At 38.8% G+C, this 26,446-nt stretch carries 20 protein-coding genes and 1 tRNA gene; 18 read left to right on the plus strand and 3 right to left on the minus strand.

What is annotated here, in order from left to right:
• Positions 1-107 precede the first annotated feature (107 nt).
• Complete coding sequence (locus ACDG22_RS04175; protein ID WP_007570359.1) at positions 108-845, plus strand: hypothetical protein; 738 nt, start codon at positions 108-110, stop codon at positions 843-845.
• A gap of 96 nt (positions 846-941) precedes the next feature.
• Here the strand turns inward: ACDG22_RS04175 and ACDG22_RS04180 are convergent, their stop codons facing one another.
• On the minus strand, positions 942-2,564 hold the full coding sequence (locus ACDG22_RS04180) for a DUF6377 domain-containing protein (protein WP_007570361.1): 1,623 nt from the start codon (positions 2,562-2,564) through the stop codon (positions 942-944).
• Between the two features lie 216 nt (positions 2,565-2,780).
• Here ACDG22_RS04180 and ACDG22_RS04185 point away from each other — a divergent pair, with 216 nt between their 5' ends.
• The 6 genes from ACDG22_RS04185 (at position 2,781) to ACDG22_RS04210 (ending at position 14,949) form a co-directional block, all read left to right on the plus strand.
• Positions 2,781-4,634, plus strand: coding sequence for a glycoside hydrolase family 13 protein (locus ACDG22_RS04185; protein WP_040312113.1), 1,854 nt, complete (start codon positions 2,781-2,783; stop codon positions 4,632-4,634).
• 166 nt (positions 4,635-4,800) lie between these two features.
• The gene (locus ACDG22_RS04190; protein ID WP_007570365.1) at positions 4,801-6,981 is read left to right on the plus strand and encodes a glycoside hydrolase family 97 protein; all 2,181 of its coding nucleotides are present in this window, start codon (positions 4,801-4,803) and stop codon (positions 6,979-6,981) included.
• A 234-nt stretch (positions 6,982-7,215) separates the two neighbouring features.
• The gene (locus ACDG22_RS04195) at positions 7,216-10,131 is read left to right on the plus strand and encodes a SusC/RagA family TonB-linked outer membrane protein (RefSeq protein ID WP_370858852.1); all 2,916 of its coding nucleotides are present in this window, start codon (positions 7,216-7,218) and stop codon (positions 10,129-10,131) included.
• A gap of 12 nt (positions 10,132-10,143) precedes the next feature.
• Positions 10,144-11,787, plus strand: a complete 1,644-nt coding sequence (locus tag ACDG22_RS04200; protein WP_040312114.1) for a RagB/SusD family nutrient uptake outer membrane protein — start codon at positions 10,144-10,146, stop codon at positions 11,785-11,787.
• A 27-nt stretch (positions 11,788-11,814) separates the two neighbouring features.
• Positions 11,815-12,516 carry a cadherin repeat domain-containing protein gene (locus ACDG22_RS04205; protein WP_007570370.1) on the plus strand — a complete coding sequence of 234 codons (702 nt, stop codon included), beginning with the start codon at positions 11,815-11,817 and terminating at the stop codon, positions 12,514-12,516.
• 69 nt (positions 12,517-12,585) lie between these two features.
• On the plus strand, positions 12,586-14,949 hold the full coding sequence (locus ACDG22_RS04210; protein WP_007570371.1) for an alpha-amylase family glycosyl hydrolase: 2,364 nt from the start codon (positions 12,586-12,588) through the stop codon (positions 14,947-14,949).
• A gap of 65 nt (positions 14,950-15,014) precedes the next feature.
• On the opposite strand, the gene ACDG22_RS04215 is transcribed toward ACDG22_RS04210, so the two are convergent.
• Positions 15,015-15,860, minus strand: coding sequence for a helix-turn-helix domain-containing protein (locus ACDG22_RS04215; RefSeq protein WP_007570372.1), 846 nt, complete (start codon positions 15,858-15,860; stop codon positions 15,015-15,017).
• Between the two features lie 151 nt (positions 15,861-16,011).
• On the opposite strand from ACDG22_RS04215, the gene ACDG22_RS04220 reads away from it, so the two are divergent.
• Positions 16,012-17,265, plus strand: coding sequence for a multidrug effflux MFS transporter (locus tag ACDG22_RS04220; protein ID WP_270230469.1), 1,254 nt, complete (start codon positions 16,012-16,014; stop codon positions 17,263-17,265).
• Between the two features lie 5 nt (positions 17,266-17,270).
• Here ACDG22_RS04220 and ACDG22_RS04225 read toward each other — a convergent pair whose 3' ends face one another.
• Complete coding sequence (locus ACDG22_RS04225; RefSeq protein ID WP_022125131.1) at positions 17,271-18,122, minus strand: helix-turn-helix domain-containing protein; 852 nt, start codon at positions 18,120-18,122, stop codon at positions 17,271-17,273.
• Positions 18,123-18,269: 147 nt separating this feature from the next.
• Here ACDG22_RS04225 and ACDG22_RS04230 point away from each other — a divergent pair, with 147 nt between their 5' ends.
• The 10 genes from ACDG22_RS04230 to tssD all read left to right on the plus strand — a co-directional run bounded on the left by ACDG22_RS04230 (position 18,270) and on the right by tssD (position 26,440).
• Positions 18,270-19,460 (plus strand): multidrug effflux MFS transporter, encoded by a 1,191-nt coding sequence (locus ACDG22_RS04230; protein WP_022125130.1) that lies wholly within the window; start codon positions 18,270-18,272, stop codon positions 19,458-19,460.
• Between the two features lie 136 nt (positions 19,461-19,596).
• Positions 19,597-19,680 (plus strand) — tRNA-Leu (locus ACDG22_RS04235).
• A gap of 243 nt (positions 19,681-19,923) precedes the next feature.
• Complete coding sequence (locus ACDG22_RS04240; RefSeq protein WP_149965216.1) at positions 19,924-20,817, plus strand: hypothetical protein; 894 nt, start codon at positions 19,924-19,926, stop codon at positions 20,815-20,817.
• A 126-nt stretch (positions 20,818-20,943) separates the two neighbouring features.
• Positions 20,944-21,231 carry a helix-turn-helix domain-containing protein gene (locus tag ACDG22_RS04245; RefSeq protein ID WP_087248579.1) on the plus strand — a complete coding sequence of 96 codons (288 nt, stop codon included), beginning with the start codon at positions 20,944-20,946 and terminating at the stop codon, positions 21,229-21,231.
• Between the two features lie 5 nt (positions 21,232-21,236).
• A complete protein-coding gene (locus tag ACDG22_RS04250) occupies positions 21,237-22,313 on the plus strand; it encodes an AAA family ATPase (RefSeq protein WP_149965217.1) in 1,077 nt (358 codons plus the stop codon).
• A gap of 162 nt (positions 22,314-22,475) precedes the next feature.
• The gene (locus ACDG22_RS04255) at positions 22,476-23,441 is read left to right on the plus strand and encodes a toprim domain-containing protein (protein WP_149965218.1); all 966 of its coding nucleotides are present in this window, start codon (positions 22,476-22,478) and stop codon (positions 23,439-23,441) included.
• Positions 23,442-23,586: 145 nt separating this feature from the next.
• Positions 23,587-23,970, plus strand: coding sequence for a MobC family plasmid mobilization relaxosome protein (locus ACDG22_RS04260; RefSeq protein WP_370858791.1), 384 nt, complete (start codon positions 23,587-23,589; stop codon positions 23,968-23,970).
• The gene (locus ACDG22_RS04265; RefSeq protein WP_013618440.1) at positions 23,936-24,856 is read left to right on the plus strand and encodes a relaxase/mobilization nuclease domain-containing protein; all 921 of its coding nucleotides are present in this window, start codon (positions 23,936-23,938) and stop codon (positions 24,854-24,856) included. The genes ACDG22_RS04260 and ACDG22_RS04265 overlap by 35 nt, the downstream gene beginning before the upstream one ends.
• Before the next feature lie 5 nt (positions 24,857-24,861).
• Entirely contained in the window at positions 24,862-25,581 is a 720-nt protein-coding gene (locus ACDG22_RS04270; RefSeq protein ID WP_149965220.1) for a hypothetical protein, read from the plus strand.
• A gap of 133 nt (positions 25,582-25,714) precedes the next feature.
• Positions 25,715-26,440, plus strand: coding sequence for a type VI secretion system tube protein TssD (gene tssD, locus ACDG22_RS04275; RefSeq protein ID WP_149965221.1), 726 nt, complete (start codon positions 25,715-25,717; stop codon positions 26,438-26,440).
• The last annotated feature ends 6 nt before the right edge of the window (positions 26,441-26,446 follow it).

Genomic DNA, 26,446 nt, shown 5'->3' on the forward strand with positions numbered 1-26,446 from the left:
GTATTTGCAAAAATAAGAATGATAATAAATTTAATGGTGTTTGAGGAAGTTTTATTTTCTAACTTTGCAGCCGTTTTTTAATTAATGGTTATTAATAAGTGTAGATTATGATGATGAAAACAGTCCGAAATGCAATATTATTACTTTGGGGCGTACTTATTTGTTATCCGGTTGGAATGAAAGCTCAAGACAAGTTCGATGCAAGTGTTGGTATGGATTTAGTAAGTGGCTATATTTGGCGTGGTCAGGATTTGGGAAATGTCAGCATTCAGCCAGAAGTGTCGTTGGCTTACAAAGGTTTTTCTCTTACAGGATGGGGAACTGTTGGATTTGATAAAGATGATATAAAAGAGTTTGATCTGACCTTAGGTTATGAAGTGAAAGGATTCAGTTGCTCTGTAACTGATTATTGGACTAATGGTGGACCGGGATACTTCCACTATGGGGCACATAATACGAGTCATACATTTGAAGCGCAGATTGGATATGACTTTGGCTTCTTATCGGTGGACTGGTTTACGAACTTTGCTGGAAATATCGGTTATAAAGCAGATGGAAGTAAAGCTTATGCTTCCTATTTTTCAGTTTCTGTTCCTTTTGTTTTGGGAGGACTAGACTGGACTGTAGAGGCTGGAGCAACTCCTTGGGAAAATGATTTCTATACAGGAGGAGAAAATTCCAGTTATTCGAAAGATATGATAAATGGTTTTGCTGTTTGTGAAGTAGGTATAGAGGCTTCGAAAGAAATAAAGATTTCGGAAAGTTGGTCATTGCCTCTTTTTGCTAAAGCAATATGGAATCCTTCTACGGAAGGGCTTTATTTTGTTGCGGGATTAAGTTTTTAATATGTGCAAAAATCAAATAGCCTCTCAAAAATGAATTTTATGAGGGGCTATTTGTTTTATATATTTTCCATTAAAACAAGGCTGGTGATCGATTTGCTATAGATTCATTACTTCTTGTTCGAAATGATCTTTGTCACCTTTCGCTCTATTGCGTATTTTGCTGCGATAGTTGTAAACAGTCGCTAGTGAATAACCCAAAAAATGGGCGATACGATTGGCATCGGTTACTCCCAAACGTATTAAAGCGAAAATACGGAGTTCTGTGTTTAGTATTTCACCCGGTTTAGGGTATATTTTCCCTTCATCTGTTAGTAATTTATTGAAGTCCTCTATAAAGTTAGGGAACAACTCTAAAAATGATTTATCGAATTCATTATAGAAATTCTTCCGTTCGTCACGAAGGAACTGTTCAGAACGTATAGCTTTGAATAGATCATCAATACGTGAAGCCATTGCAAGTTTTTCCAACGAACGGCGATATTGCTCAAGCTTTTCAAGATAACTGACACAACGATCCAGATACCGTGCTATGTATACTTCTTTAATCTTTCCGGTTTGGGCCAAACTTTCGTTGGCTGCTTGCAGTTCTTTGTTGGAAAGGTATAAATGTTTTCGTGTGATAGATAATTTTTTCAGACCATAATACAAGTATGATGCTAGGATAATTAATAGAACGGCTAATATTCCCATGCATACTAAGAGTATGACAACCATTCTTTTTTCTTGAGCTTCTTTTTGAGAATATGCATGGTCGATAATTGGATAAAATTCTGTAACTTCGGCAAAACGCAGACGAGCGTTGCAGGCTACGGCATCTTCCATAGAACAACTTAAGTAGCTATATGCTCTTTTTAAATCGCCATGACGATAGATGAGTCGTGCCAGTTTTTGTAGCGAGGCATATTCTCTGACAGATGTGCTTAAATCAATGATTGCAGTTTGCGCCAGATAATAGATTTGCATATCAGGTTCGTTTTTTACCTCATATGCCATTGATAATGTATAATATATATATGCCTTTTGCCTTAAATCAAGGGACGTAGTAAGCATTTGATTAAGCATGGGAAGGGCTTTATCCGGTTGTGCAGAAAGAATGAATCTCTCTGCTAAAACAATATTGCGATCTACTCCGGAATCGATACTATTCATTATCGAATCACGATATAAATCTGTCAGATGTAAATATTTTTGTTTAGCATCATGTCCTATAGTGTAGTCGGCTAACCATCCGTAGCATGTACGTGCTGTAAAGTAATAGTATATTAAGTTTTTCTTGTCTAATTTACTGGGAGATATTTGTTGTAACTCTGTTAATGCTTCATTGTACATACCCATGACTCCCATGACTTCTGCACGATTGATAATGATTTCGTCATGTAACTCCGGCTTATTTAATAATAGTGCATATTCCGATTTTTTGTTTATATAATACAGAGCTGAGTCTGCTTGATAATGTAAATATAGTCCGAGTAATTCATTACATAGTTTATACTTGTCTTCTTCTGTTGTTGCGTAATGTAGTTGCTGTTTAAGTTGAGATATTGTTGTTTCTCGTTCAGTGCGAAAAGAAGCTTTCTTAGTAATGACTTCATCGAGTTGCTGCAAAACTTTTTCATGATTAGCTTGTTGTGCTTGAGCAGACAGGGTTAATAAAATCATACTGGTTAATAGCCAGATGAATTTATATCTTGCTATGAAAATACGGATATTTTGTTTCATTTGGTGCTATAGCTATGTTTAAAAGTGTATCATAATACAAAATTTAGTGCTAAAACTATTTATATAATTGATATGGTTGTATTAGGTTAAGTTCTTTGTTTTCTGTATTTTATGTTCACAAGGCGTTTATATTTATTTTCCAAATATAATAAAAATATTGTCAAAGGTATACTTTTGCATCGAAAAACATTTCAAATCATATTAATCTTAAATATCATGAAACATACACGGCTTTTATTTATGGTTATCTTTAGTTTTTGCGGTATTTGCCGTGCTGCTGCGACTATAAAGGTAGATAAGATTGCTCCGAGCTACTGGTGGGCTGATATGAAGAATCCTGAGTTGCAGATTCTATTATATGGCAACCATATCTCTTCTTCTGAAGTGTCTTTATCTGGTAAAGGGGTTATATTAAAAGAGGTCGTTAAACAAGATAATCCGAATTATTTACTATTGTATATTGATTTGTCTGAAGCTGAAGCGCAAACCTTTAATATTGCATTAAAAGATGGTAAAAAGAAACTTACGATACCTTATGAGCTGAAGCCACGTGTACGTAAAGGAGAAGATGTAAAAGGCTTTACTTCTGAAGATGTCCTTTATTTGATTATGCCTGATCGCTTTGCTAATGGGAATCCAGATAATGATATTGTTGAAGGAATGCTCGAAAATAGAGTAGACCGTAATGACTCTTTTGCTCGGCATGGAGGTGATTTACAAGGCATTGCTGATTATCTGGATTATATTGCAGATTTGGGGGTAACAGCTATTTGGCTGAATCCAACTCAGGAGAACGATATGAAAGAGGGATCGTATCATGGTTATGCCATTACAGATTATTATCAGCTGGATCGTCGTTTAGGAAGTAATGAGGAATTTAAGACATTGGTTGAAAAGGCACATCAGAAAGGGTTGAAGGTTGTGATGGACATGATTTTCAACCATTGTGGTAGTGAAAATTACCTGTTTAAAGATAAACCCTCTAAAGAATGGTTTAATTTTCACTCGGAATATGTGCAGACTTCATTTAAAACAGCTAGCGTAATGGATGTACATGCCAGTGAGTATGAACGTAAGATTGCTACTGATGGATGGTTTACTTCAGTTATGCCTGACTGGAATCAGCGTAATCGTCATGTAGCACGTTATCTTATTCAAAATAGTATCTGGTGGATTGAGTACACTGGCATTAATGGGATTCGTCAGGATACTCATCCGTATGCCGATTTTGATTTTATGAGTGAATGGTGTAAGGAAGTACTTGAAGAGTATCCTTATTTTAATATCGTAGGTGAAACATGGTTAAATAGTAATGTCTTAGTTTCTTATTGGCAGAAGGATAGCAAACTGGCAGCTCCACGAAATTCCAATTTACCGACAGTAATGGATTTCCCTTTACAAAGTTTGATGAACCAAGCTTTTGATGAAGAAACTGGAGAGTGGGGAGGAGGACTGTATAAATTGTACGACTATCTGACACAAGATATCGTATATGCTGATCCGATGAACCTGCTGGTATTCTTCGATAACCATGATACTTCTCGTTTTGCTACAACTGATGAGAAGGCTGATAACTTGACGAGGTATAAACAGACCATAACATTTTTGCTTACTACACGCGGAATACCGCAGATATATTATGGTACAGAGATTTTGATGACTGGTGACAAGGGAAATGGAGATGGAGAATTAAGAAAGGACTTTCCTGGGGGCTGGCAAGAAGATAAAATAAATTGCTTCGTACCAGATGGACGTACAGCATTGCAGAATGAAGCATTCGATTTTACTCGTAAATTGTTGAATTGGCGTAAGGGAAATAAAGTACTTTCTCATGGTACACTAAAACATTATTCTATCAGTCAGGGTACCTATGTTTATCAACGAGTGTATAATGGCAAGTCTGTTGTTGTAATAATGAATGGTACGGATAGTCCGCAGGAATTGAGTTTAAAACCTTATCAGGAGATATTGCCACAGCCGGAAAGCATAGATTTCTTGAGTGGGAAGCATGTGGCTTTGACAGATAAATTATCTCTGAAAGAACGTGAAATTTTGATTCTCTGTTTCTAATGGATTTATATTTATTGCTCCTGTCTTATGAGTCAATTATCTGAAATATAATTAATTAAATGTTTTGTAGATTTGTATTTTTCATATGAAAGAAATAACAAACTGATAACGCATTTAATTTTGCTTATGACCTAAAAAATTATTAATCATAATACCTTATAAAACTATGAATCTAAAAAGAACCTTTGCCTTTGTAGCTATGTGCTACTGTGCGTTTGCATTGAGTGCACAAAATCTGACTTCACCAGATGGTAATTTAAAAATGAACTTTAGTTTAAACAGTAACGGGGCTCCTGTATATGAGCTTTTCTTTAAAGATAAAGCTGTGATAAAGCCTAGTACTCTTGGCCTTGAACTGAAGAGAGAAGATCCAGAAAAGAGAATCGGATTTGAATGGACAGAACGCAAAGATAAGGAACGCGTAGATGAAAAAATGAATCTGATGACTGGATTTAAGATTAAAGATACACGTACTTCTACTTTCGATGAAGTTTGGCGTCCGGTGTGGGGAGAAGAAAGTGAAATCCGTAATCATTACAACGAACTGGAAGTCACACTTGACCAGCCTGAAAATGATCGTTATATCATTATCCGTTTTCGTTTGTTCAATGATGGTTTAGGTTTCCGCTACGAGTTCCCTCAGCAAAAAAATCTGAATTATTTTGTTATCAAAGAAGAGCATACTCAGTTTGCTATGACGGGAGATCATACAGCATTCTGGATTCCGGGAGATTATGATACACAAGAATACGATTACACAACTTCACGCTTATCTGAAATACGTGGAAAGATGAGTGCGGCTGTAACAGAAAATTCTTCACAGTATGTATTCTCACAGACAGGTGTTCAAACAGCATTGATGATGAAGACTGATGATGGGCTTTATATAAACTTGCATGAAGCTGCATTGAAAGATTATTCTTGTATGAGTTTGAACTTGGATGATAAGAATATGATTTTTGAATCATGGCTGACTCCTGATGCAAAGGGAGATAAAGGATATATGCAGACTCCATGTAATTCGCCTTGGCGTACGATTATCGTAAGCGATGATGCCCGTAACATTCTGGCTTCGCGAATTACCTTGAACCTGAATGAACCATGTAAGATAGAAGATACTTCTTGGATTCATCCTGTGAAATATATTGGCGTATGGTGGGATATGATTACCAATAAAGGTACATGGGCATATACAGATGAATTGCCAAGTGTAAAATTGGGACAAACTGATTACTCACAGACTAAGCCAAATGGAAAGCATTCTGCTAATACGGCAAATGTAAAACGTTATATTGATTTTGCTGCTAAACATGGTTTTGATGCTGTACTGGTGGAAGGATGGAATCAAGGATGGGAAGACTGGTTTGGTAAGAGCAAAGATTATGTGTTCGATTTCGTGACTCCTTATCCAGATTTTGATGTAGAAGAAATTCATCGTTATGCGGCAAGTAAAGGTATTGAAATGATGATGCATCATGAAACTTCATCTTCTGTCCGCAATTATGAACGCCATATGGATAAAGCTTATCAATTCATGGTAGATAATGGTTATCATTCTGTAAAGAGTGGTTATGTAGGTGATATTATTCCGAGAGGAGAACATCACTACGGTCAGTGGATGGTTGATCACTATTTGTATGCTGTAAAGAAAGCTGCTGATTATAAAATTATGGTTAATGCTCACGAAGCAGTACGTCCTACAGGACTTTGCCGTACTTATCCTAATCTGATTGGCAATGAATCAGCTCGCGGAACTGAATATGAATCTTTTGGTGGAAACAATGTAAATCATACAACAATTTTGCCGTTTACTCGTCTTATTGGTGGTCCGATGGATTATACTCCGGGAATTTTTGAACCTGATTGCAGTAAGATGAATCCGAATAATAAGTCGCATGCACGTACAACTCTGGCACGTCAGCTGGCTCTTTATGTAACTATGTACAGTCCATTGCAAATGGCTGCTGATGTTCCTGAAAATTATGAACGTTTTATGGATGCTTTCCAATTTATTAAAGATGTAGCTGTTGATTGGGATGAGACAAAATATCTGGAAGCTGAGCCGGGAGAATATATAACAATTGCTCGTCGTGCTAAGAATACTAATGATTGGTATGTGGGCTGTACAGCTGGCTATAACGGTCATGTGTCAAAATTATCATTCGACTTCCTTGATCCGGATAAGAAGTATGAAGCAATTATTTATGCAGATGCTAAAGATGCAAGTTGGGACAAGAATCCTCAAGCATATACCATTACAAAGAAAAAGGTTACCAGCAAGAGCAAAATGACTCTGAAAGCTGGAATTGGAGGTGGTTACGCTATCTCTATTAAAGAGATCAAGTGATATCAGGCATTGTTTTATTGTAATATATCAGAGAGGTTATTTTCCTTCTCTGATATATTATACAATCTTTAAGATAAAAAGATAATTGTTTCCAGTAGGTATTTAATATATAGTTCAATCTGTACGTTTATAGATTGTAGCCAAGAGAATTTTCTTAACTTTAAAATTAATAATATGAACAAGAATCTATTTATTAAACACACAGGAAAGTGTCTACTATTGACGATAGTAGGTATGCTTATTTCCTTCCAAGTATTAGCCCAAAACTTGGCGGTTAAAGGGAGTGTTGTAGACAAAAACGGAGAGGCTATTATCGGAGCTAATATTTTGGTGAAGGGTACAACCAATGGTTCAATTACTGATTTTGATGGTAATTTTACTTTGGAGGCTAAAAAAGGTGATATCTTAGTTTTCTCTTTTATCGGTTATAAAAATCAGGAGCTTCCTGCTGCTGCTAATATGAAGATCGTTCTTCATGAAGATACCGAAGTCTTGGATGACGTTATTGTTATTGGTTATGCTACGGGAAGCCAGCGTACTGTTTCTGGTGCAATCCAGCGTGTCGGACGTGAAGATATGAATGCTGGCGTTGTAACGAATCCATTGCAGGCCATAAAGGGTAAAGTGGCTGGTGTAAATATTCAGAAATCTGGTGGTGACCCGACTGCATCAGCTTCTATTCGTGTACGTGGTACAACTTCTTTGTCTGGTGGTAATGATCCATTGGTTATTATTGATGGAGTTTTTGGAGATTTGAGTATGTTGAATGCTATCTCTCCTGCTGATATTGAAAGTTTTACAGTTTTGAAAGATGCTTCAGAAACAGCTCAGTATGGTTCAAGAGGTGCTAGTGGAGTAATTGTAGTTACTACAATTAAAGGTAAAAATGGTGTTAAGACTTTAAGTTATGATGGCAGCTTTGGTGTGGAAACCGTTTATAAGAACTTGGAAATGCTGGATGCCAATACATATCGTCAGGTTGTGGCTGATAGAGGATATGCCAATGCTTTAGATATGGGATATGATACTAATTTTATTGAAGCAATGCAGCAGACAGGTTATACTCAGAATCATCGTCTTTCTTTTGGAGGTAGTACAGAGTCGTCTAATTATCGTGCTTCTATTGGTGTTATTGATCAAAGGGGTATCATTAAGGATAATTATATGCGCAACTATACAGCTAAACTGGATGCTTCGCAAACAATGTTTAATGATAAGGTAAAAATTGAATTTGGAATGTTTGGTTCTAAAGTCGATAAACGTTACTTGAATGATTATCAGAAGACATTCTATTCTGCAGCTGCATTTAATCCTACTTTCCCTGATTTTGCGAATGAAGATGGATCATGGCCGGAGGATCCTAATGCAAATGAAACACAGAATCCTTTGGGACGTTTGACAATAAAGGATATAGAATCAAATAGCTACATTAATACAAATGCGCGTATAACATGGACTGTAATTGACGGATTAAAATTGAGTGCTTTTGGTTCATATACTTATAATGTAAAAGAAAATTCAAAATATACTCCAAACAATATTAAAGCAGGACAAGGACAGAGTGGTATTGCTGAAAAGTCTGATAACAAGAGTGGTGTGTTGTTAGGCAACTTTACTGCAAATTATAAGAAAGCATTTGGAAAGCATTATATTGATATTTTAGGACTTGCTGAGTTACAAGATTATAAATATACTGGTTTTGGTGCTAAATCAAAGCAGTTTGGTACTAACTTCTTCGAGTATAATAATTTAGGCGCAGGTGGAGAAGTTAAATATGGAGATGTCAGCTCATACTCTAATGGTTATTCAATAGCTTCATTTATGGGACGTTTCAATTATAGTTTTGCTGATAAATATATTGCAACTGTAAATATGCGTGCCGATGGTTCTTCTAAATTAGGAGCAAATAATAAATGGGGATTTTTCCCTTCTGCATCATTGGCTTGGGTTTTGAAGGAAGAAAGTTTCTTGAAAGATGTAGATGTTGTTTCCAATTTAAAAATAAGGACTGGTTATGGTCTTACTGGTAATCAGGATGCCATTAGTGCATATAACTCATTGAAGTTGATGAGCCCGACAGGTGTAACTACAGTAAATGGCAAGCCTGTTGTTACATACGGAATCAATCGTAATGATAACCCTGACTTGAAGTGGGAAGTAAAACGCATGTTTGATATTGGTATTGATGCAGGATTTTTCGAGGATCGTTTGACTGGAACATTAGATTATTATTATTCAAAGACTAGCGATTTGTTATATAATTATGCCGTACCTGTTCCTCCTTTTGCATTCAATACTTTGTTGGCTAATTTGGGAGAAATGGAAAATACCGGTATTGAAGTTGCAGTGACAGGTGTTCCTGTAAAAACTAAAGATATGGAGTTGACTATTTCTGCAAACTTCTCATGGCAAAAGAATAAATTGCTGTCTTTGAGTGGCTCTTATATGGGACAATCATTGAGTGCTAAGGAATACATGAATTTGGGAGGAATGAATGGCGCTGGATTTATCGGAGGAAATAATCAGGTTATTTATCAGATGGTAGGACAACCCTTGGGCGTATTCTATTTACCTAAATGTGATGGTCTCATTGATATGAATGGTAATGGTGAGTATACTTATCATATTCTTGACATTGATGGTCAAGAAGGTATAGATCTTTCTGATGGAAAGGACCGCTATGTAGCAGGACAAGCTATGCCGAAGTTCTATTTGGGTGGTAATATTAGTTTCCGTTACAAACAGTTTGATATCCAGACTCAGTTCAGTGGTGCGTTTGGGCATAAAATTTATAATGGAACCTCTTTGTCATACATGAATATGAGCTTATTCCCTACTTACAACGTAATGAAAGGCGCTCCTGAAAAGAATATTCATGATCAGACTGTGACTGACTATTGGTTGGAAAGAGGAGATTATGTACATATTGATTATGTAACATTAGGATGGAATCTGAATACTAAGAATTTAAAGAACATTAATTCGTTAAGATTGACATTCTCTGTAAATAATTTGGCTACTATTACTAATTATTCAGGATTGTCACCAATGATTAATAGCTCTACTGTTGGAAGTGATTTAGGTGTTGATGATAAGCGCTTCTATCCGCTTACACGTACTTACTCACTGGGACTTAGTCTTAACTTTTAAATGAACGTTACTATGAAAAGAAAATTATTATATAGCTTTTTTATTGCTGCTGCAATGAGTTTTAGTGGATGTTCTTCTTTCTTGGAAGAAAATCCTGTTGATCAGATGCCGGAAAGTGAAGCCTATAAAAATCCGGAAATGATTTATTTAAATACAGTTGCTAACCTTTATACAAAGATTGGCGCAGATGCAGGAGGAAGTGGTTTGGCTGGAACAGACAGAGGACTTTATGACTTGAATACATTTTGTGCCGATGATGCTATCCTCCCGACAAGAGGTGGTGACTGGGACGATGGTGGATTGTGGAGAGATCTGTTCACTCATAACTGGGGTGTAAATAATGGACTTATCATATCTACTTGGGACTATCTGTATGGAGTGATTGTACAGTGCAATCAATCTATAGATAAATTGACTGAATTGAAAGAGTTGGATCCAAGCAATGAATATTTTGATATTTATAAGGCTGAAGTCCGGGGAATTCGTGCTATGTATTATTATTATTTATTGGATATGTTTGCACGTGTACCAATTGTTGAATCTTCATTAACTCAGATGAAGGATGTCAAACAGTCAGAACGCAGTGAGGTTTTCAATTTTGTAAAGAAAGAGCTGGAAGAATCTATTCCATTGTTAGCTGACGAAAAAAGTGCTGATCTGGGAGAGTATTATGGGCGTATGACTAAGGCTGTTGCTTACTTCCTTATGGCTAAGTTGGCTTTGAATGCTGAAGTTTATACTGATAACGACTGGACAGACCAATCTCGTCCTGATGGAAAGAATATTAAATTTACAGTGGATGGCACAGAAAAAAATTGCTGGGAAGCTACCGTCGCTTATTGTGATAAAATCAAGGAGTGTGGATATTCTTTAAATCAGGGAACAAATGGATTCCTTTCTAACTTCGTAGTTAATAATGAAGGATCTAAGGAAAATATTTTTGTTATTCCAATGGATCCAACCTTGTATAAAGCTCGTAATATGTATCTGGTACGTTCACGCCATTATGATGTTGGTAAAGCATTAGGATTTGGTAATGGAGGTTGGAACGGATCTGCTGCTACTATTGAAGCAATGAAAGCATTTGGGTACGGAACTGCAACTCCTGATCCTCGTTTGGAATTAACTTATTATACAGGCCGGGTTGTTGTAAACGGGCAAGAAGTTATTAACAGTGAAACTGGAAAACCTTTGGAATATTTACCAATGGCAATCAGGCTTCAATTCGATAAGAGTGATACTAGCATGAAGATGGCTGGAGCACGAATGTATAAGTACGCAGATGATCCGACTGCAACCGAAGATGGACAGTGTCCTCATAACGACTGGGTATTGTTCCGTTATGCAGATGTTGTATTGATGCGTGCTGAGGCTTTGATTCGTAATGGTCAAAGCGGACAGGCTGATTTAGATGAAGTCAGAAATCGTGTTGGAGCACCTCATGCAGATGCTACTTTAAGTAATTTGTTGAAAGAACGTATGTTGGAACTGGCATGGGAAGGATGGAGACGTCAGGATTTGGTTCGTTTTGGTAAGTTTAATGATGCTATAACTGATCGTCCTAAGACAGAAGCTTATTTACAAGTGTTCCCGATTCATGCTAACACTTTGGCTGTCAATCAGAATTTGACACAAAATCCGGGATATTCAAAATAAAGAAAACCTTATAGAATAAAGAAACATATGAAAACATATTTCAAATATATAGCATTGACCTTATTGCTTGCTTTGGGGCTTGTAAGTTGTGAAGATAATGAAAACTGGCGAATTATTCCATATGAACCGGAACCTGAGGCTCCGGTTGATGGGCCTGAACAGTTGTATGTGGTTGGTGCTCACCAAAATTGGGCTCCAGATGCAGCTGTTATAGGAAAACTTTATCCAATAGACGCTATGGGTAATTATGCCGGATATGCTTATTTGAACGGTGAATACAAATGTACTTCACAGCAAAATTGGAGTGGCCCTAATTATGGAGCAGGTTCGACTGAAGGAACATTGTCGACAGCTGAGGATGCTGGTAACCTGACTGCAGAAGAAGGGTATTATTATCTTACTTTTAATATCAAAGAGCTTACATATACAGTTCAGCTTGTAAACTTTGGTGTTATTGGAGATGCTACTCCTGGTGGCTGGAATGAAGATACCGATTTAGTTTATGATCCAGCTGATCTAAAGTTGAAAGTAGATATGACATTGACAGACGGTACGATTAAGTTTCGTGCAAACGATCAGTGGGATGTTCCTAATGGAGATTTTGGTGCAGGAGATAGTGAAGGCAAATTGGCTCCAAAAGGAAATAACATTAGTGTGACGGCTGGTGATTATCAAGTGGTAGTAGATCTTTCGACTCCGGATTATACTTATGAATTGATAGCTAAATAATTAAATTAATATTAGGAGTGCGTCGATAGGGCTTTGCCAGATTGTACGCACTCTTTTTTTCTTCTATCTATGAAAAACTATATATTGACTTATATATTGTTAGCACTGGGGTTTATTACTTCATGTAGTGATACCGATTCGAATACTTTGCCTGGTGGTGTAACAGATAATTTGAAAGAAGGCTTTACTTATTTACCGGAAACTCCCGATGCTGACCAGCCTCTCACGATTACATTTAAGGCGTCACCGACTTCTGCTTTATATGGATATGTTGGTGATGTATACTTGCATACAGGAATAGTAAGTGAGGGAGTGTGGCTGTATGTGCCTGCAGATTGGAATGAAAATATTGAAAAGTGTAAGTTTACTAAAAGTCAAACTGAGGCTAATGTATGGACCATTACTCTTTCTCCGTCTATTCGGGAATGGTTTGCTTCCGGTACAACTCCTGTTGAACAATTGGGAATTATCATTCGTAGTGCAGATGGTAGTAAAAAAGGTATTGACAAAGATCAGTTTGTGAATGTTACGGATATGAAATATCATGGATTCGTTCCTGGTAAGGTTCAGGAGAAATCACTTCCTTCAGGGGTGCAGGAAGGAATTAATTTGGATATAGATAATTGTACCGTGACATTAGTTCTGTATGATAAAGCAACTGATGGAAGTCATAAAGACTATGCGTATGTTGTAGGAGATTTTAATGAGTGGACATTGGCTAATGATGAAACATCCCAGATGTATCGTGATGAAGCAACAGGATGCTGGTGGATTACAATTTCTGATTTAGATCCTGCAAAGGAGTATCGTTTTCAGTATTATGTAGGGACTTTAACAGGTGATGTCATGCGACTGGCAGATCCTTATTCTGAAAAGATACTGGATCCGGATAACGATAAATATATTGCAGCATCTACTTATCCGGTTACAGAAAGGCAATATCCTGATAAAGGCATAGGCATCGTGTCTGTTTTTAAGCTACAGCGAGAAGAATATAGCTGGATAAATACAGATTTTAAGATAAAAGATGCTGATAATCTGATGATTTATGAAATGTTGTTACGTGACTTTACAGAAAGTGGTGATTTGAATGGAGCTATACAAAAGTTAGATTACTTACAGGCCTTAGGCATCAATGCCGTTGAGTTGATGCCTGTACAAGAGTTTGATGGGAACAATAGCTGGGGGTATAATCCTTGTTTTTTCTTTGCATTGGATAAGGCTTATGGTACAAAAGAAATGTATAAACGTTTCATTGATGAATGTCATTCTAGGGGAATAGCTGTTTTGTTTGATGTCGTTTACAATCATGCCACGGGAAATATGCCATATGCAAGACTATATTGGAACAATTCCAAAGGATGTCCTGCGGTCAATAATCCATGGTTTAACGAAGCAGCACCACATCCATTTAGTGTTTTCAATGATTTTAATCACGAGTCAGAGTTAACACGTCGTTTTGTAAAGCGCAATCTTAAATTTCTTTTGGATGAATATAAAATAGATGGATTCCGTTTCGATTTAACAAAGGGATTTACAAATAAGACAAGTAATGAAGGTACTTCCGGAAATTATGATGCTAGTCGTGTAGCCATTTTAAAGGATTATTATCTGGCTATTAAAGAAGTCAATCCAGACGCTATTATGATTTGCGAACATTTGGCAGGTATTGAGGAGGAAAGCGAATTGTCACAAATAGGAATGAAGTTATGGCGTAATATGAATAATGCTTATTGTCAGTCTGCAATGGGATGGAGTGAAGGAAGTGGTTTTACTGGACTTACTACCTTTAATACGACTATGAAAGAAGGTGGATGGGTTGGTTACATGGAAAGTCATGACGAAGAGCGGTGTGCTTATAAACAAACCCAATGGGGAAATGGATTATTACAAACCGATTTGTCTGTACAGATGCAACAACTAGAGGCAAATGCTGCTTTCTTCTTTATGGTATCAGGACCTAAAATGATCTGGCAATTCGGAGAATTGGGATATGATATTTCGAGAGATGCTAACCAGCAAGGAGAAGTTATTTCTGGTGAAGATCACAAGACAGATCCTAAGCCTGTTTTATGGTCTTATAAAGATATACCAGAAAGAAATGAATTATATACCACTTATAGTCGGTTGTTAGCATTGCGTAAGGCATATCCTGATGTCTTTGGCCAAAATGCCTTTAAGGAATGGAGGGTTTCTGATAATGATTGGAATGACGGACGCTATATCCGTTTGGAAACTGTTGATGGTAAACAACTTGTTGTCGTAGGTAACTTTACTGACCGACCTGTTGATATGCAGTATGTATTCCCTGTAACGGGAGAATGGTATAACTTCTGTAAAGAAGGAATGCCAGAAATCATTACGGCTACACATTTGGAGGTTCCAGCACACAGTTTTGGCTTATATACGAATTTCTCTATTCCTGTAAAATAGTGCAAGAAAGGGAACATATCGTTTACGGCTTTAAAGGTATGTTCCCTTTTATTGTGTGTATATTGTTATCTTGCTTGACTTCTAAATTCTTTGGGTGACATTCCTGTATTTTTCTTGAAAAAGCGACTTAAGTATGACTGATCGGGGAAGTTGAAATGCTGTGCTATTTCGGTAACCGATAAATGTGGGTCATCCAATAACACTTTGATTTCGGCTGTTAATTGCTCATCGATCAACTGTTTGGGAGTTCTTCCGTTTACATATAAAGCAATAATCTCATTCAAATATCGTGATGTGATACATAGCTTGTCGGCATAAAAAGCTACCTGATGCTCTCGTGTACTATATTCTCTTACAAGTTGCAGAAACTGATAATAGAGAATCTGTTTGCGACTGTATTGTTTTTTCACAGCCAGTTTTTCCTGAATAGTATTGAATAACCACATCAATAGACTTTGTAGAAAGTTATATTCCTGCTGTTGGCGGAATTGAGGTGTATTGTCCATGAATTGCATTTGTGCCATGTCCATCCATAAATTTATTTCTTTCCATGTCTTTTGGCTTCGTTCGTCCTCTGTATGATGATAACAGGGATGTTCATGTGTATAATTATAATAGGGAGTATCAATTGGTAGTACTGCTTTTAGAAAAACCTCTTGTGGAAACATCAGAATACGTGCTTTAAAGTCGTACGATGATTGTACCACTTGTATCAGGCTGCCAGTCAGAAAGATTAACTCAGTCTGTTCTTCGAATATATATTGTTGTACACCAGTCGAAATAAGCGCTTGTCCGTGTGTACATATTAAATAGATACCACATTTAAAGTGACATGGCTTTTGTTTGAGCTGGGCCAGATCAGTTTCTTCGTATAAAATATATCGTGTGTCTGACGGTAATGAATATGGCATGAATGACTTCTGTTTTATACCGCAAATATACTTATATTCTCTGATGAAATATACATATGTTCCTAAAATGAAATGTTTTGTACTTTTAAAGAAATAAATCGTTCTGTGAGAATGGCGTAATTTTGCAGTCGAAAAAATGAAGGTAAAAAAGATGATAACGACGAAGAAACAAGATTCAAAGCTATTTATACTGATATTTTTAGGCATGTTAAGTGCATTTGGTCCTTTTGTTATGGATATGTATCTGCCTACATTGCCTGCTATGTCCGATTATTTTCATACAACTTCCTCTATGGTTCAGCTGGGACTTACTTCCAGTATGGTAGGACTAGCTATTGGTCAATTGATTTTTGGTCCGTTAAGTGATAAATATGGTCGTCAACGTCCATTGATAATTGCTTTATTCTTGTTTCTGTTTTCTACAGTAGGATGTATTTTTTCGCAAAATATCATGCAGTTTGTGGTATTGCGTTTTGTACAGGGAGTAGCTGGAGCTGGTGGCGTAGTTCTTTCTCGTTCGATAGCTACTGATAAATATTCAGCACGTGAATTGGCTACTATGTTAGCTATAATCGGAGCTATTAATGGTATTGCTACGGTAGCTGCTCCGATAGCAGGAGGAGTATTGGCAGAGGGTGCAGGATGGCATGGCATCTTTTGGTTTTTATTTTTGTTGGGAGGCGTATTGCTGTGCTGTAGTTTTCGTATGCAAGAATCGTTACCTGCACATCGCCGCCCGGAAGTGAATTGGAAAGGTATATGCCGAAATTTTGGTACAGTATTGAGTAACCGCCGATATTTATTTTATATTCTGCAATATGGCTTTACGATGGGAGTACTTTTTGTAAATATTGCTTCAGCTCCTTTTATTATGCAGCAGCACTATGGATTATCTCCTATGATGTTCAGCTTGTGTTTTGGAATCAATGCTATCGCTATGGTTATTTCTTCTACTATATCAGTTAAGCTTCCTACTATGGAACATGCTTTGCATATCGGTAGTAATGGCATGCTGGTCGTTTCTGCTTGTCTGCTTGTTTGTCTTTCACTGAATTGTAACTTTTGGATATATGAAATATTGATTTTCTGTTTACTTGCTATGGTGGGTATGAGTTATACTGCATCAAATGCTTTGGCAATGGATTGCGAACGCAGATATGCTGGTATTGCTTCTGCTCTGTTGGGAGCTATTGGTTTTCTGTTTGGTGGATTAGTCCCTCCTTTAGTAGGTTTAGGCGATATGATGTACACGGCAGGAGTGCTGTTCCTGGCTGGAACTGTCTGTGCATATCTCTGCGCAAGATATGCGATGCCAGTTCGAGAGGGTGAAAAAAATCTGTTGTATCGCATATGTTATGTTATGATTCATTTACCCTATACTATTATAAATAGAAAACGTGGATAAAATATTTAAAGCTTGTTCCGACTCCGAAATTCTTTGGGTGACATACCTGTGTTCTTTTTGAAAAAGCGGCTCATATTGGCTGGCTCTTGAAAATTGAATAGCTGAGCTATTTCCATTATAGACAGACTAGGATTACTTAATTGTACTTTTAACTCGGCTGTGAGCTGTTCGTCTATAAGCTGTTTGGGTGTACGTCCATTAGAGTATTGAATAACGACTTCGTTCAGGTAACGCGGTGTAATACAAAGTTGGTTAGCGTAATAGTTTATTTGATGTTCCTGAGTACTATGCTCTCGTAATAAGACCATAAAACGGTGATACAATATTTGTTTTCTACTATACTTGTTATGTATGGAGAGATATTGTTGTGGAATCGTATTGAATATCCACATAAACAAACTTTGTAGAAAATTTTGTTCTAGTTGCTCCCGAAAATATTTGGCAGGGTGACTGAAAAGAAGTTCTGCCATATCCATCCATTGATTTACTCGTTTCCAGCTTGCTAAACTTGTATCGTTTGCTGCATGGTTAAAGTAAGGCGCTTCACTCATGTAGTTAAAGTAAGAAGTGTCAATAGGTAAGGCTGCTTTTAGAAAAATATTTTTAGGAAATAGCAACATTCTTACCTTAAAGTCAGGAGAAGGTTTGATGACTTCGATAAGACTTCCTGCTAGAAAAATCAGTTCCGATGTTTTACAGAAATCATATTGTTCTACTCCTGTAGAAATAATACTTCTGCCGCTTATGCAAAGCAGTTGTATACCACACTCAAACCGAAAGGGGCGTTTTGTGAGTGAAGATAGATCGGTTTCTTCATATCGCATAATCGATGTATCAGAAGGAAAAGAAGATATCATGATAGTGTTCTGTTTATGTAGGCAAATGTAGTAATTTGTTGGTGAAAAATCTGCCTTTGTTCCTAAATTGATAGGTTTTGTGCTGTAAAACGCTGATATGTATGTTGAAAAGTTCTTTATTTTTGCAGCGGTAAAAAATAGAGTAAAATGAAAGGTAAAAAGAATTCAAAAGTATTTATACTAGTGTTTTTAGGTATGCTTACAGCATTTGGACCATTTGTTACGGATATGTATCTGCCTACTTTACCAGCTATGTCTGAATATTTCCATACAACTTCTTCGATGGTACAGTTAGGTCTTACGGCAAGTATGATTGGACTTGCTGCTGGACAGTTGCTTTTCGGACCATTAAGCGATAAATATGGTCGTCGGTTGCCACTTATTATATCAATGACTTTGTTTGCTGTTGCTACTATTGGATGTATATATTCTTATACTATAATGCAGTTTGTTGGTTGGCGCTTGATACAAGGTATAGCCGGAGCAGGAGGTATTGTTATTTCACGTTCAGTTGCAGCTGACAAATACTCTGGACGTGAGTTGGCAAAGATGCTTGCCTTGATTGGTGCCATTAATGGGGTAGCCCCTGTAGCAGCACCTATGGGAGGAGGATTTCTAGCTGGAAGTGTGGGTTGGACTGGTATTTTCTGGTGCCTTTTTGTATTAGGGATAATATTGCTTTTGGGTAGTATACACTTTGAAGAGTCGCTTCCGGTTGAGGATAGAAAAGAGAAAAGTTGGAGGTCTGTTTTTCGTAGCTTCATCGATGTTCTTCGCAATTCTAGTTATGTGTGCTATACGTTACAGTTTGGTTTTGCACAAGGAGTATTGTTTGCTAACATAGCTTCGGCACCGTTTATTATGCAACAACATTACGGATTTTCTCCGTTGATGTTTAGTATATGTTTTGGTATCAATGCCATATTCATTGTTATATCAGCAGCTTCGGCTATCAAGTTTCGTCGGCTGGAACAGGCTTTGCATTATGGTAGCACTGGAATGGTCGTCGTTTCTGCATTGCTTTTAGTAGCGTTAGTTTTAGATTGCAATTTTTGGATATATGAATTATTGTTGATTGGTCTTTTGTCAATGCTTGGACTTACTTTTACAGCTTCCAATACATTGGCCATGGATTGCGAACACAATAATGCAGGAATGGCATCGGCATTATTGGGAGCTTTAGGATTTGCTTTTGGAGGAATTGTTTCACCATTGGTAGGTCTTGGTAATATAATGGTTTCTACAGGAATAATTTTTCTTATGGGTTCTATCTGCTCATATGTCTGTACGCGTTATGCTTTGCATAGAAATCTTAAAACAGTATGTCAACGTTCGTGAAAGATATACTTGGAGGGTACAAAAATATCAAAATGTTGAGTGTGGAGAGAAAAAACGAGAGAAATATTTGGAAGATTAGAAAGATGTTCATATCTTTGCACCGCAATTAAGGAAAAACATATTCCTGATGATAGTTGCCCAGATGGCGGAATCGGTAGACGCGCTGGTCTCAAACACCAGTGGAGTAACATCCATCCCGGTTCGACCCCGGGTCTGGGTACGAATAAACCCTGATAATCGGCTGATTATCAGGGTTTTCTATTTTTGAAAAGCGTACTAAATGTGTACTTTCTGACGAATACAAAGAAAAGTGTACTTTCATCGTTTTGCAACCGAGATATTTATTGTTTATTAACTCTTTCTCTTGGCAAATCTTCCTATTTCCTTCTTTTTCTTTCCCTTTTCTGTGTTTGGACGGACTACTTTTCTATCTTTGCGAAATAACGATTAGACAATTACGGCTATGGAAGATTGCAGGGAGAAAAATTTCAGAGAGATACAGAAACTGTTGGACGATTGTATCGCATACGAGTACGACAAGATGATTCGTGCCCTGACATTGAAACGTGAATATTTTACCAAAGGGCAAGTGAGGGAATATTTAAGGCAGGAAATATTTCGTGTAACCGAGAGCCTTGTTGCTATGCAGCAGAAGTTTCGTGCGTTGCGGAATGTAAGAATGGATATGTATATTCCTGACTTCTTGTGGGAAAGTGCCTTCTTTGAGGATTTAACTCCGGTTGAAAGAAAAAAGTATATCAATTTTCCGTGTTCGTCATTTGACATAGATGAATACCTGCGTGAGCCTGTCTGCTATGATGAACAACTTCCTTACTTTTCCATTATTGTTGATTTTGTGGTATCAACCAAGTATTTGGACTACTTGCAAGAAAGTGAAAAAGCCTTTTATCCTGTTGACACTACCGAAGAATTTATAATCCAGCCAAAAGAAGAAGTTCAGACGAAAAAGATTGTGGGTAAGTCCAATCCTTTCCAGTCCAAACTAAAACCTGCTGAACTCAAATTGTTAGCCGAATACCTGAACGAATCCCGTATGTTTACCACTACTGTCAGCCCTAAAATACTTACAGATTTTTTCAACTGTAAATTGGACGGAGTGTTGAAAGTCAATAATACCCGGTTGTTCGCCTACCTTATGATGCAGCTAAGCTGCCATAATTACATAGTTTATGAGTGGCAGTCCGTTGTTGCACACAACAAACTGGTATTGGGGAAGTTAAAAGGCGAACCGCTTACACGTACAGACCTGTCAAGTGCGACAGACCAAGCAAAAAGCATCTATCCGAAAGGATACGAAATCATAGACAAATACATCAAACAACTGAAAAAAGGTTGAGCATAGGTTGAACGCTCAAACAAAGGTCAATTAGACTTCATTTTCAAGTCCTTAACTTTGCTCCCGTTAACAAAACAACGGGGGTGCGCACCTTCATATTGTTTCACCAAAAAAGTTTCAAGCAATATGGAAAAGACTTTGGAAATGCGAGTGGAAGAACTCGAAAGAATGTTGTTCCTGACCAAGAACGTGCTAAGTTTTGACGAGGCAAGCACTTTCTTGAACCTCTCAAAGAGTTACCTGTACAAGCTGACGGCAGGTAACCTTATACCCCATTACAAGCCACAGGGGAAAATGCTCTATTTCGAGAAATCGGAACTGGAAGCGTGGCTACGTCAGAACCCTGTCAAGACGAAAGCGCAGATAGAGCAGGAAGCGCAGAAGTATATCCTTAACCGTCCCTTGAAGAAATAAAGGCTATGGAAGACAAGAGAACACCCATAACCGGGCAACAGTATGCCGTTATGAAAAAGGAGGACTTCGCAGCCATTTGGAGAACCATTCACCTGAAAGTTACGGACACTTACGAAGTGCCGCCCGAAATTCTTTGGGTGAACGGTTCTACCATCGGTACACTGGGAAATTTCAGTGCATCCACAGGCAAAGCCAAGAGCAAAAAAACATTCAATATCTCAGCCATCGTTGCGGCAGCGTTGAAGAATGACGAGGTATTGAAGTATTCGGCATACCTGCCACCGAACAAACGGAAAATCCTTTATGTGGACACCGAACAGAGCAAATATCACTGTCATAAGGTCATGAAGCGTATTTTACACCTTGCCGGACTACCAACCGACAAGGACAGTGAGGATTTTGTTTTCATCGTGCTAAGGGAACAGACTCCCGACAAGCGCAAGCAGATAATCGGCTATATGCTGGAGAATATGCCCGATGTAGGCTTGCTTGTCATTGACGGAATCCGTGATTTGATGTACGACATCAACAGCCCCAGCGAATCGACCGAGCTGATAAACCTTTTAATGCGCTGGTCAAGCGGATATAACCTGCATATCCATACCGTACTGCATCTGAACAAAGGGGATGATAACACGAGGGGGCATATCGGTACGGAACTGAACAACAAGGCTGAAACCGTCCTGCAAATCACTAAAAGTACGCAGGACGGTAACATAAGCGAGGTAAAGGCGATGCACATACGCGACCGGGAGTTTGATCCGTTCGCATTTCGCATCAATGACAGCGCATTGCCCGAAGTCGTGGAGGGGTATGTGTTCCAGCAGCCCAAACAGGACAGAAGCTTTTCACTTACGGAACTGACGGAGAAGCAGCACCGTGAAGCGTTGGAGAATGGTTTCGGAAAACGTGTCGTACAAGGCTATTCCAATGTTATACAGGCATTGAAACAGGGCTATGCAAGCATAGGTTACGAGCGTGGGCGCAATGTCCTTGTGTCGCTTAACAAATTTCTTGTAAACAAACGTATGATTGTGAAAGAGGGGAAGGGGTATCGTTACAATCCTGACTTCCATTATTAAAAGTCAGTTTGGTTTAGTCCGGGTGTATATATAAGCGGAACGGACTTCCCGTTTTCCATGCCAGCGTAAAACCAAATTTGGTATGGTACGGGTATATATATGACGGACTAAACAGGACTGGTGCACTTTTCAATTATCATTAACCACCCAAAAGAAAATGTTATGAACATCGAAGATACAAAGAAAATATCCATTGTGGACTATCTGAACAGTTTGGGTTACTTGCCCGTCAAGCAGCAGGGTAACGGCTTGTGGTACAAATCACCTCTAAGGGAGGAACACGAAGCATCCTTCAAGGTGAACACGGAACGCAACCTATGGTATGACTATGGAGCAGGTAAAGGCGGTAACATCATCGCACTGGCAAAGGAACTTTATTGTTCCGACAGTCTGCCGTACCTGTTAAACCGGATAGCGGAACAGGCACCGCATATCCGTCCGGTCAGTTTTTCTTTTCGCCAACGGAGAGCCGAACCGAGTTTCCAGTATTTGGAAGCCGGAGATTTGACACACCCGGCATTGCTCCGTTACTTGCAGGGACGGGGCATTGACGTGGAACTGGCGAAAAGAGAATGCAGGGAACTCCGCTTCACCCACAACGGCAAGCCCTATTTTGCCATCGGTTTTACAAACGTGGCAGGAGGTTACGAGATACGCAATTCCTTTTTCAAAGGCTGTATCGCTCCAAAGGATATTACTTACATACGGCAGCAGGGAGAACCGAGAGAAAAATGTCTGGTATTCGAGGGGTTTATGGACTACCTGTCTTTCCTAACGCTCCGCATGAAGAACTGTCCGACCATGCCCGACCTTGACAAGCAGGACTATGTAATTCTTAATTCTACCGCCAATGTATCGAAAGTCATTGACGTGTTGAGCCAGTACGAGCGCATCCATTGTATGCTTGACAACGACACGGCAGGGTTTCGGGCAACAAAGGCTATCGAGGCGGAATTTTCTTACCGTGCCCGTGATTTTTCACACAATTACAGGGGGTATGCCGACCTGAACGACTATCTGTGCGGCAGGAAGCAGGAGCAGAAAAACAGTGCCAGCCAAACGCAGGAAACAATGCTGGAAACCGGACAACGTACCGCACCAAGAAAGAAAAGGGGCAGGGGCATTTAGTTTGCCAAGTACACCATCGGCAGACGGTTTCATAGGGAGAGCAAGGTTATGTTTCGGTAGACCGAAACCACCTTGCTTTGCTCACCGCAAAGAAGATTTCTCCCGTTGGTCGCAATTTTTAAGACATCATCTAAAACGAAAAAGTATGACAGAGATAAAGGATAAGCCGGGGGGGCGCCCGGTAAAAAAGACACTGGAAAGACAGAACAGGGTAGTCAGTACGAAGCTGACAAACCTGCAATACTACGCAGTCAAAAGGCGAGCCGGAGAAGCCGGAGTAAAGGTCAGCGAATATGTCCGGCAGGCTATTATTACGGCAGAGGTCGTTCCACGTCTGAACAGGCAGGATGCGGACACCATCCGCAAGCTGGCAGGAGAAGCCAACAACCTCAACCAGTTGGCACATCGGGCAAACGCAGGAGGGTTTGCGCTTGTAGCGGTGGAGTTGGTAAAACTCAAAAACGGGATTGTCGAAATCATAAACCAGTTGTCCGATGATTGGAAAAATAAAAAAGGGAAGCGGTTTTAAGGGGTGTGTAAACTATGTGCTGGGCAAGGAACAGGCGGCTTTGCTTCATGCGGACGGGGTACTGACGGAAAGCCGGGGAGATATAATCCGCAGTTTCTGCACACAGGCAGGGATGAATCCCGGTCTGAAAAAGCCGGTCGGACATATTGCGCTAAGCTATTCGGTAGTGGATGCGCCCAATCTGACGGATGAGAAAATGGTACAGCTTGCACAGGAGTATATGCGTGAAATGAAAATCACCGATACGCAGTACATCATCGTGCGCCATCAGGACAGGGAACACCCTCATGTGCATATCGTGTTTAACCGCATAGACAACAACGGCAAGACCATATCGGACAGAAACGATATGTACCGCAATGAGCAGGTATGCAAGAAGCTAAAAGCCAAGCACGGGCTTTATTTCGCAGGTGGCAAGGAGCAGGTAAAGCAACACCGATTGAAAGAGCCGGACAAGTCGAAATACGAGATTTACACGGCTGTGAAGAATGAAATCGGAAAATCCAGAAACTGGCAGCAGCTACAAAAGCGGTTGGCGGAAAAGGACATCACCATCCAATTCAAGCATAAGGGAAAGAGTGATGAGATACAGGGCATATCCTTTACCAAAGGAGAATATACGTTCAAGGGTTCAGAGATAGACCGCAGTTTCAGTTTCTCCAAATTGGACGGATTTTTCGGAGATACGGGGTTGGTAACCGTCGCTGAACATAATGGGCAACAAGTTGGTGCACTAGTCCGGGAACAGGCTCCAGTCCGGGAGAACGGCGGTACATCTTTGTTTTCAGGTTGTGGGGGCTTGTTTTCTCCGAATCCGACAAATGAAGACCCTTATAATCCTTACTTAAAAAAGAAGAAGAAAAAGAAAAGACAACTTAAATTGTAAACGGAATGGACGATAATCTGATTTTAGAGGGGCTTCTCTCAATGGTTACTGAACTGAAAGAGAAGCAGGAAGCACAAATAACCCCAGCCAGTCGGGAGGAAACTCTCGAACGGTTTGGAGCGATTGAACAGGCATTGTCGAGGCTGCACAATAACCCGGCTGTTCCTGTGGAGAAGTTGCAGACTATTCAAAGTCAGCTTGACGATGTACGGAACAGGATACAAGGTCAGCAGCAGCATATTGAGGACACCAAGAAAATATCATTGGAAACCTATCGTTGTTTCAAAACAATGGTTGATACATTGAACGCTTACAGGACAGAGAAAGAAAGTGTAATTCCCTTACCGTTTTATCAACGGATTTACAACAAGGTTACTTCTTGGATTCGTCCGGGATTGTTTATCTTTTCGGCAGTGCTGGTTCTCTGTTCCGCTTCCATATGTTTGAACATTCGTTTGGTTACACGAATACAACAGTTACAGGACAACGATATAAAATATCGCTATTTACTGATGCAGGGACAGGCAGATGGAACGACCCTTGATTTGCTGGAGAACAATTTCAAATGGCAGAGAAATGAGCGTTTTATCCGAAGCCTGACGGATTCGGTGATTGATTTTGAATACCGCTTGCGGAAACAGGCGGAAGCGTTGGAGCGTGCAAGACTGCTCAACGAACAAGCCGAGCAGTTGAAAAAGGAAGCTGACAAGATGAAGAACCGTTAATACTGATAATCAGGAAGAAAGATATTTATGTTCTTGAACAGATAAACAGAGATAATCCGCTCAGATAATATCATTCTTCCTGATTTTTTATATATTTGGGATTGATGATGTTAAACATATAAAAGTAAAGAGTATGAATTCTGAAATAACCTTAGAAATAAATAGTTACAAGCATAATATATTAAGGTATGAATATGGCTTTTGTCGTAACATTGATTGGAAAGGTAGACCTACTACTGGGATATTGGGTGGAGACATCTATGTAGAGATGGAATCTGATAGCAGTAATGATGTATTGGAAATGCTGCTTGCCGATATGGACAGACCGCTTCAAAGTTTCTTTTTAAGGTCTGAACCCATACCTGTGTTCGGACGGATAATTCATACCAAGGATGACATGATGTTTCGTGAAATCGCTTTTGATGAAGCGTACCTTTATTTTCACGAGGAGAGTATGAGTGCGGAGGGAAATGCTCCTATGATTACTCGTTTCCTCATATCTCCTACACGGTTGGATATAAACAGAACCGTTAGAATGGACAGGAGAGTCAGCACGACTTACGGCTTTTGGTGGGAGGAATATAAGGAGGAAGAAAACTTTAAAGTAATTACTCGTGTTTTAGAAGAGGGTTCAGTAGGTGAAATTGTTGAAGTTTATTGGAAAGATGCAAATTCTCATCAAAGAATAAATGAATTTCCTCATAATGGTATAGCTACCTTATGTGCTGTAGTAAAACATGCAACTGAAGGTGATAAGGTTAATTTTATACTTGAATTTGATGATGGCACTTTCAAACGGTTTTCAGGTGTCGTTGATTCAAGAGGTATAGTAGAAGTGAAAAATGTAAAATTGTTATAATTGGAG

Origin of the sequence: Phocaeicola coprocola (genome assembly GCF_041333015.1) — a bacterium.
GTDB classification, from domain to species: domain Bacteria; phylum Bacteroidota; class Bacteroidia; order Bacteroidales; family Bacteroidaceae; genus Phocaeicola; species Phocaeicola coprocola.

Coding starts and splice junctions, on each gene's coding strand:
- ACDG22_RS04220 (WP_270230469.1), top strand. CDS start 16,012: ATGATAACGACGAAGAAACAAGATTCAAAGCTATTTATACTGATATTT.
- ACDG22_RS04175 (WP_007570359.1), top strand. CDS start 108: ATGATGATGAAAACAGTCCGAAATGCAATATTATTACTTTGGGGCGTA.
- ACDG22_RS04230 (WP_022125130.1), top strand. CDS start 18,270: ATGAAAGGTAAAAAGAATTCAAAAGTATTTATACTAGTGTTTTTAGGT.
- ACDG22_RS04215 (WP_007570372.1), bottom strand. CDS start 15,860: ATGCCATATTCATTACCGTCAGACACACGATATATTTTATACGAAGAA.
- ACDG22_RS04190 (WP_007570365.1), top strand. CDS start 4,801: ATGAATCTAAAAAGAACCTTTGCCTTTGTAGCTATGTGCTACTGTGCG.
- ACDG22_RS04205 (WP_007570370.1), top strand. CDS start 11,815: ATGAAAACATATTTCAAATATATAGCATTGACCTTATTGCTTGCTTTG.
- ACDG22_RS04200 (WP_040312114.1), top strand. CDS start 10,144: ATGAAAAGAAAATTATTATATAGCTTTTTTATTGCTGCTGCAATGAGT.
- ACDG22_RS04250 (WP_149965217.1), top strand. CDS start 21,237: ATGGAAGACAAGAGAACACCCATAACCGGGCAACAGTATGCCGTTATG.
- ACDG22_RS04255 (WP_149965218.1), top strand. CDS start 22,476: ATGAACATCGAAGATACAAAGAAAATATCCATTGTGGACTATCTGAAC.
- ACDG22_RS04260 (WP_370858791.1), top strand. CDS start 23,587: ATGACAGAGATAAAGGATAAGCCGGGGGGGCGCCCGGTAAAAAAGACA.
- ACDG22_RS04270 (WP_149965220.1), top strand. CDS start 24,862: ATGGACGATAATCTGATTTTAGAGGGGCTTCTCTCAATGGTTACTGAA.
- ACDG22_RS04245 (WP_087248579.1), top strand. CDS start 20,944: ATGGAAAAGACTTTGGAAATGCGAGTGGAAGAACTCGAAAGAATGTTG.
- ACDG22_RS04225 (WP_022125131.1), bottom strand. CDS start 18,122: ATGATATCTTCTTTTCCTTCTGATACATCGATTATGCGATATGAAGAA.
- ACDG22_RS04195 (WP_370858852.1), top strand. CDS start 7,216: ATGCTTATTTCCTTCCAAGTATTAGCCCAAAACTTGGCGGTTAAAGGG.
- ACDG22_RS04180 (WP_007570361.1), bottom strand. CDS start 2,564: ATGAAACAAAATATCCGTATTTTCATAGCAAGATATAAATTCATCTGG.
- ACDG22_RS04240 (WP_149965216.1), top strand. CDS start 19,924: ATGGAAGATTGCAGGGAGAAAAATTTCAGAGAGATACAGAAACTGTTG.
- tssD (WP_149965221.1), top strand. CDS start 25,715: ATGAATTCTGAAATAACCTTAGAAATAAATAGTTACAAGCATAATATA.
- ACDG22_RS04265 (WP_013618440.1), top strand. CDS start 23,936: ATGATTGGAAAAATAAAAAAGGGAAGCGGTTTTAAGGGGTGTGTAAAC.
- ACDG22_RS04210 (WP_007570371.1), top strand. CDS start 12,586: ATGAAAAACTATATATTGACTTATATATTGTTAGCACTGGGGTTTATT.
- ACDG22_RS04185 (WP_040312113.1), top strand. CDS start 2,781: ATGAAACATACACGGCTTTTATTTATGGTTATCTTTAGTTTTTGCGGT.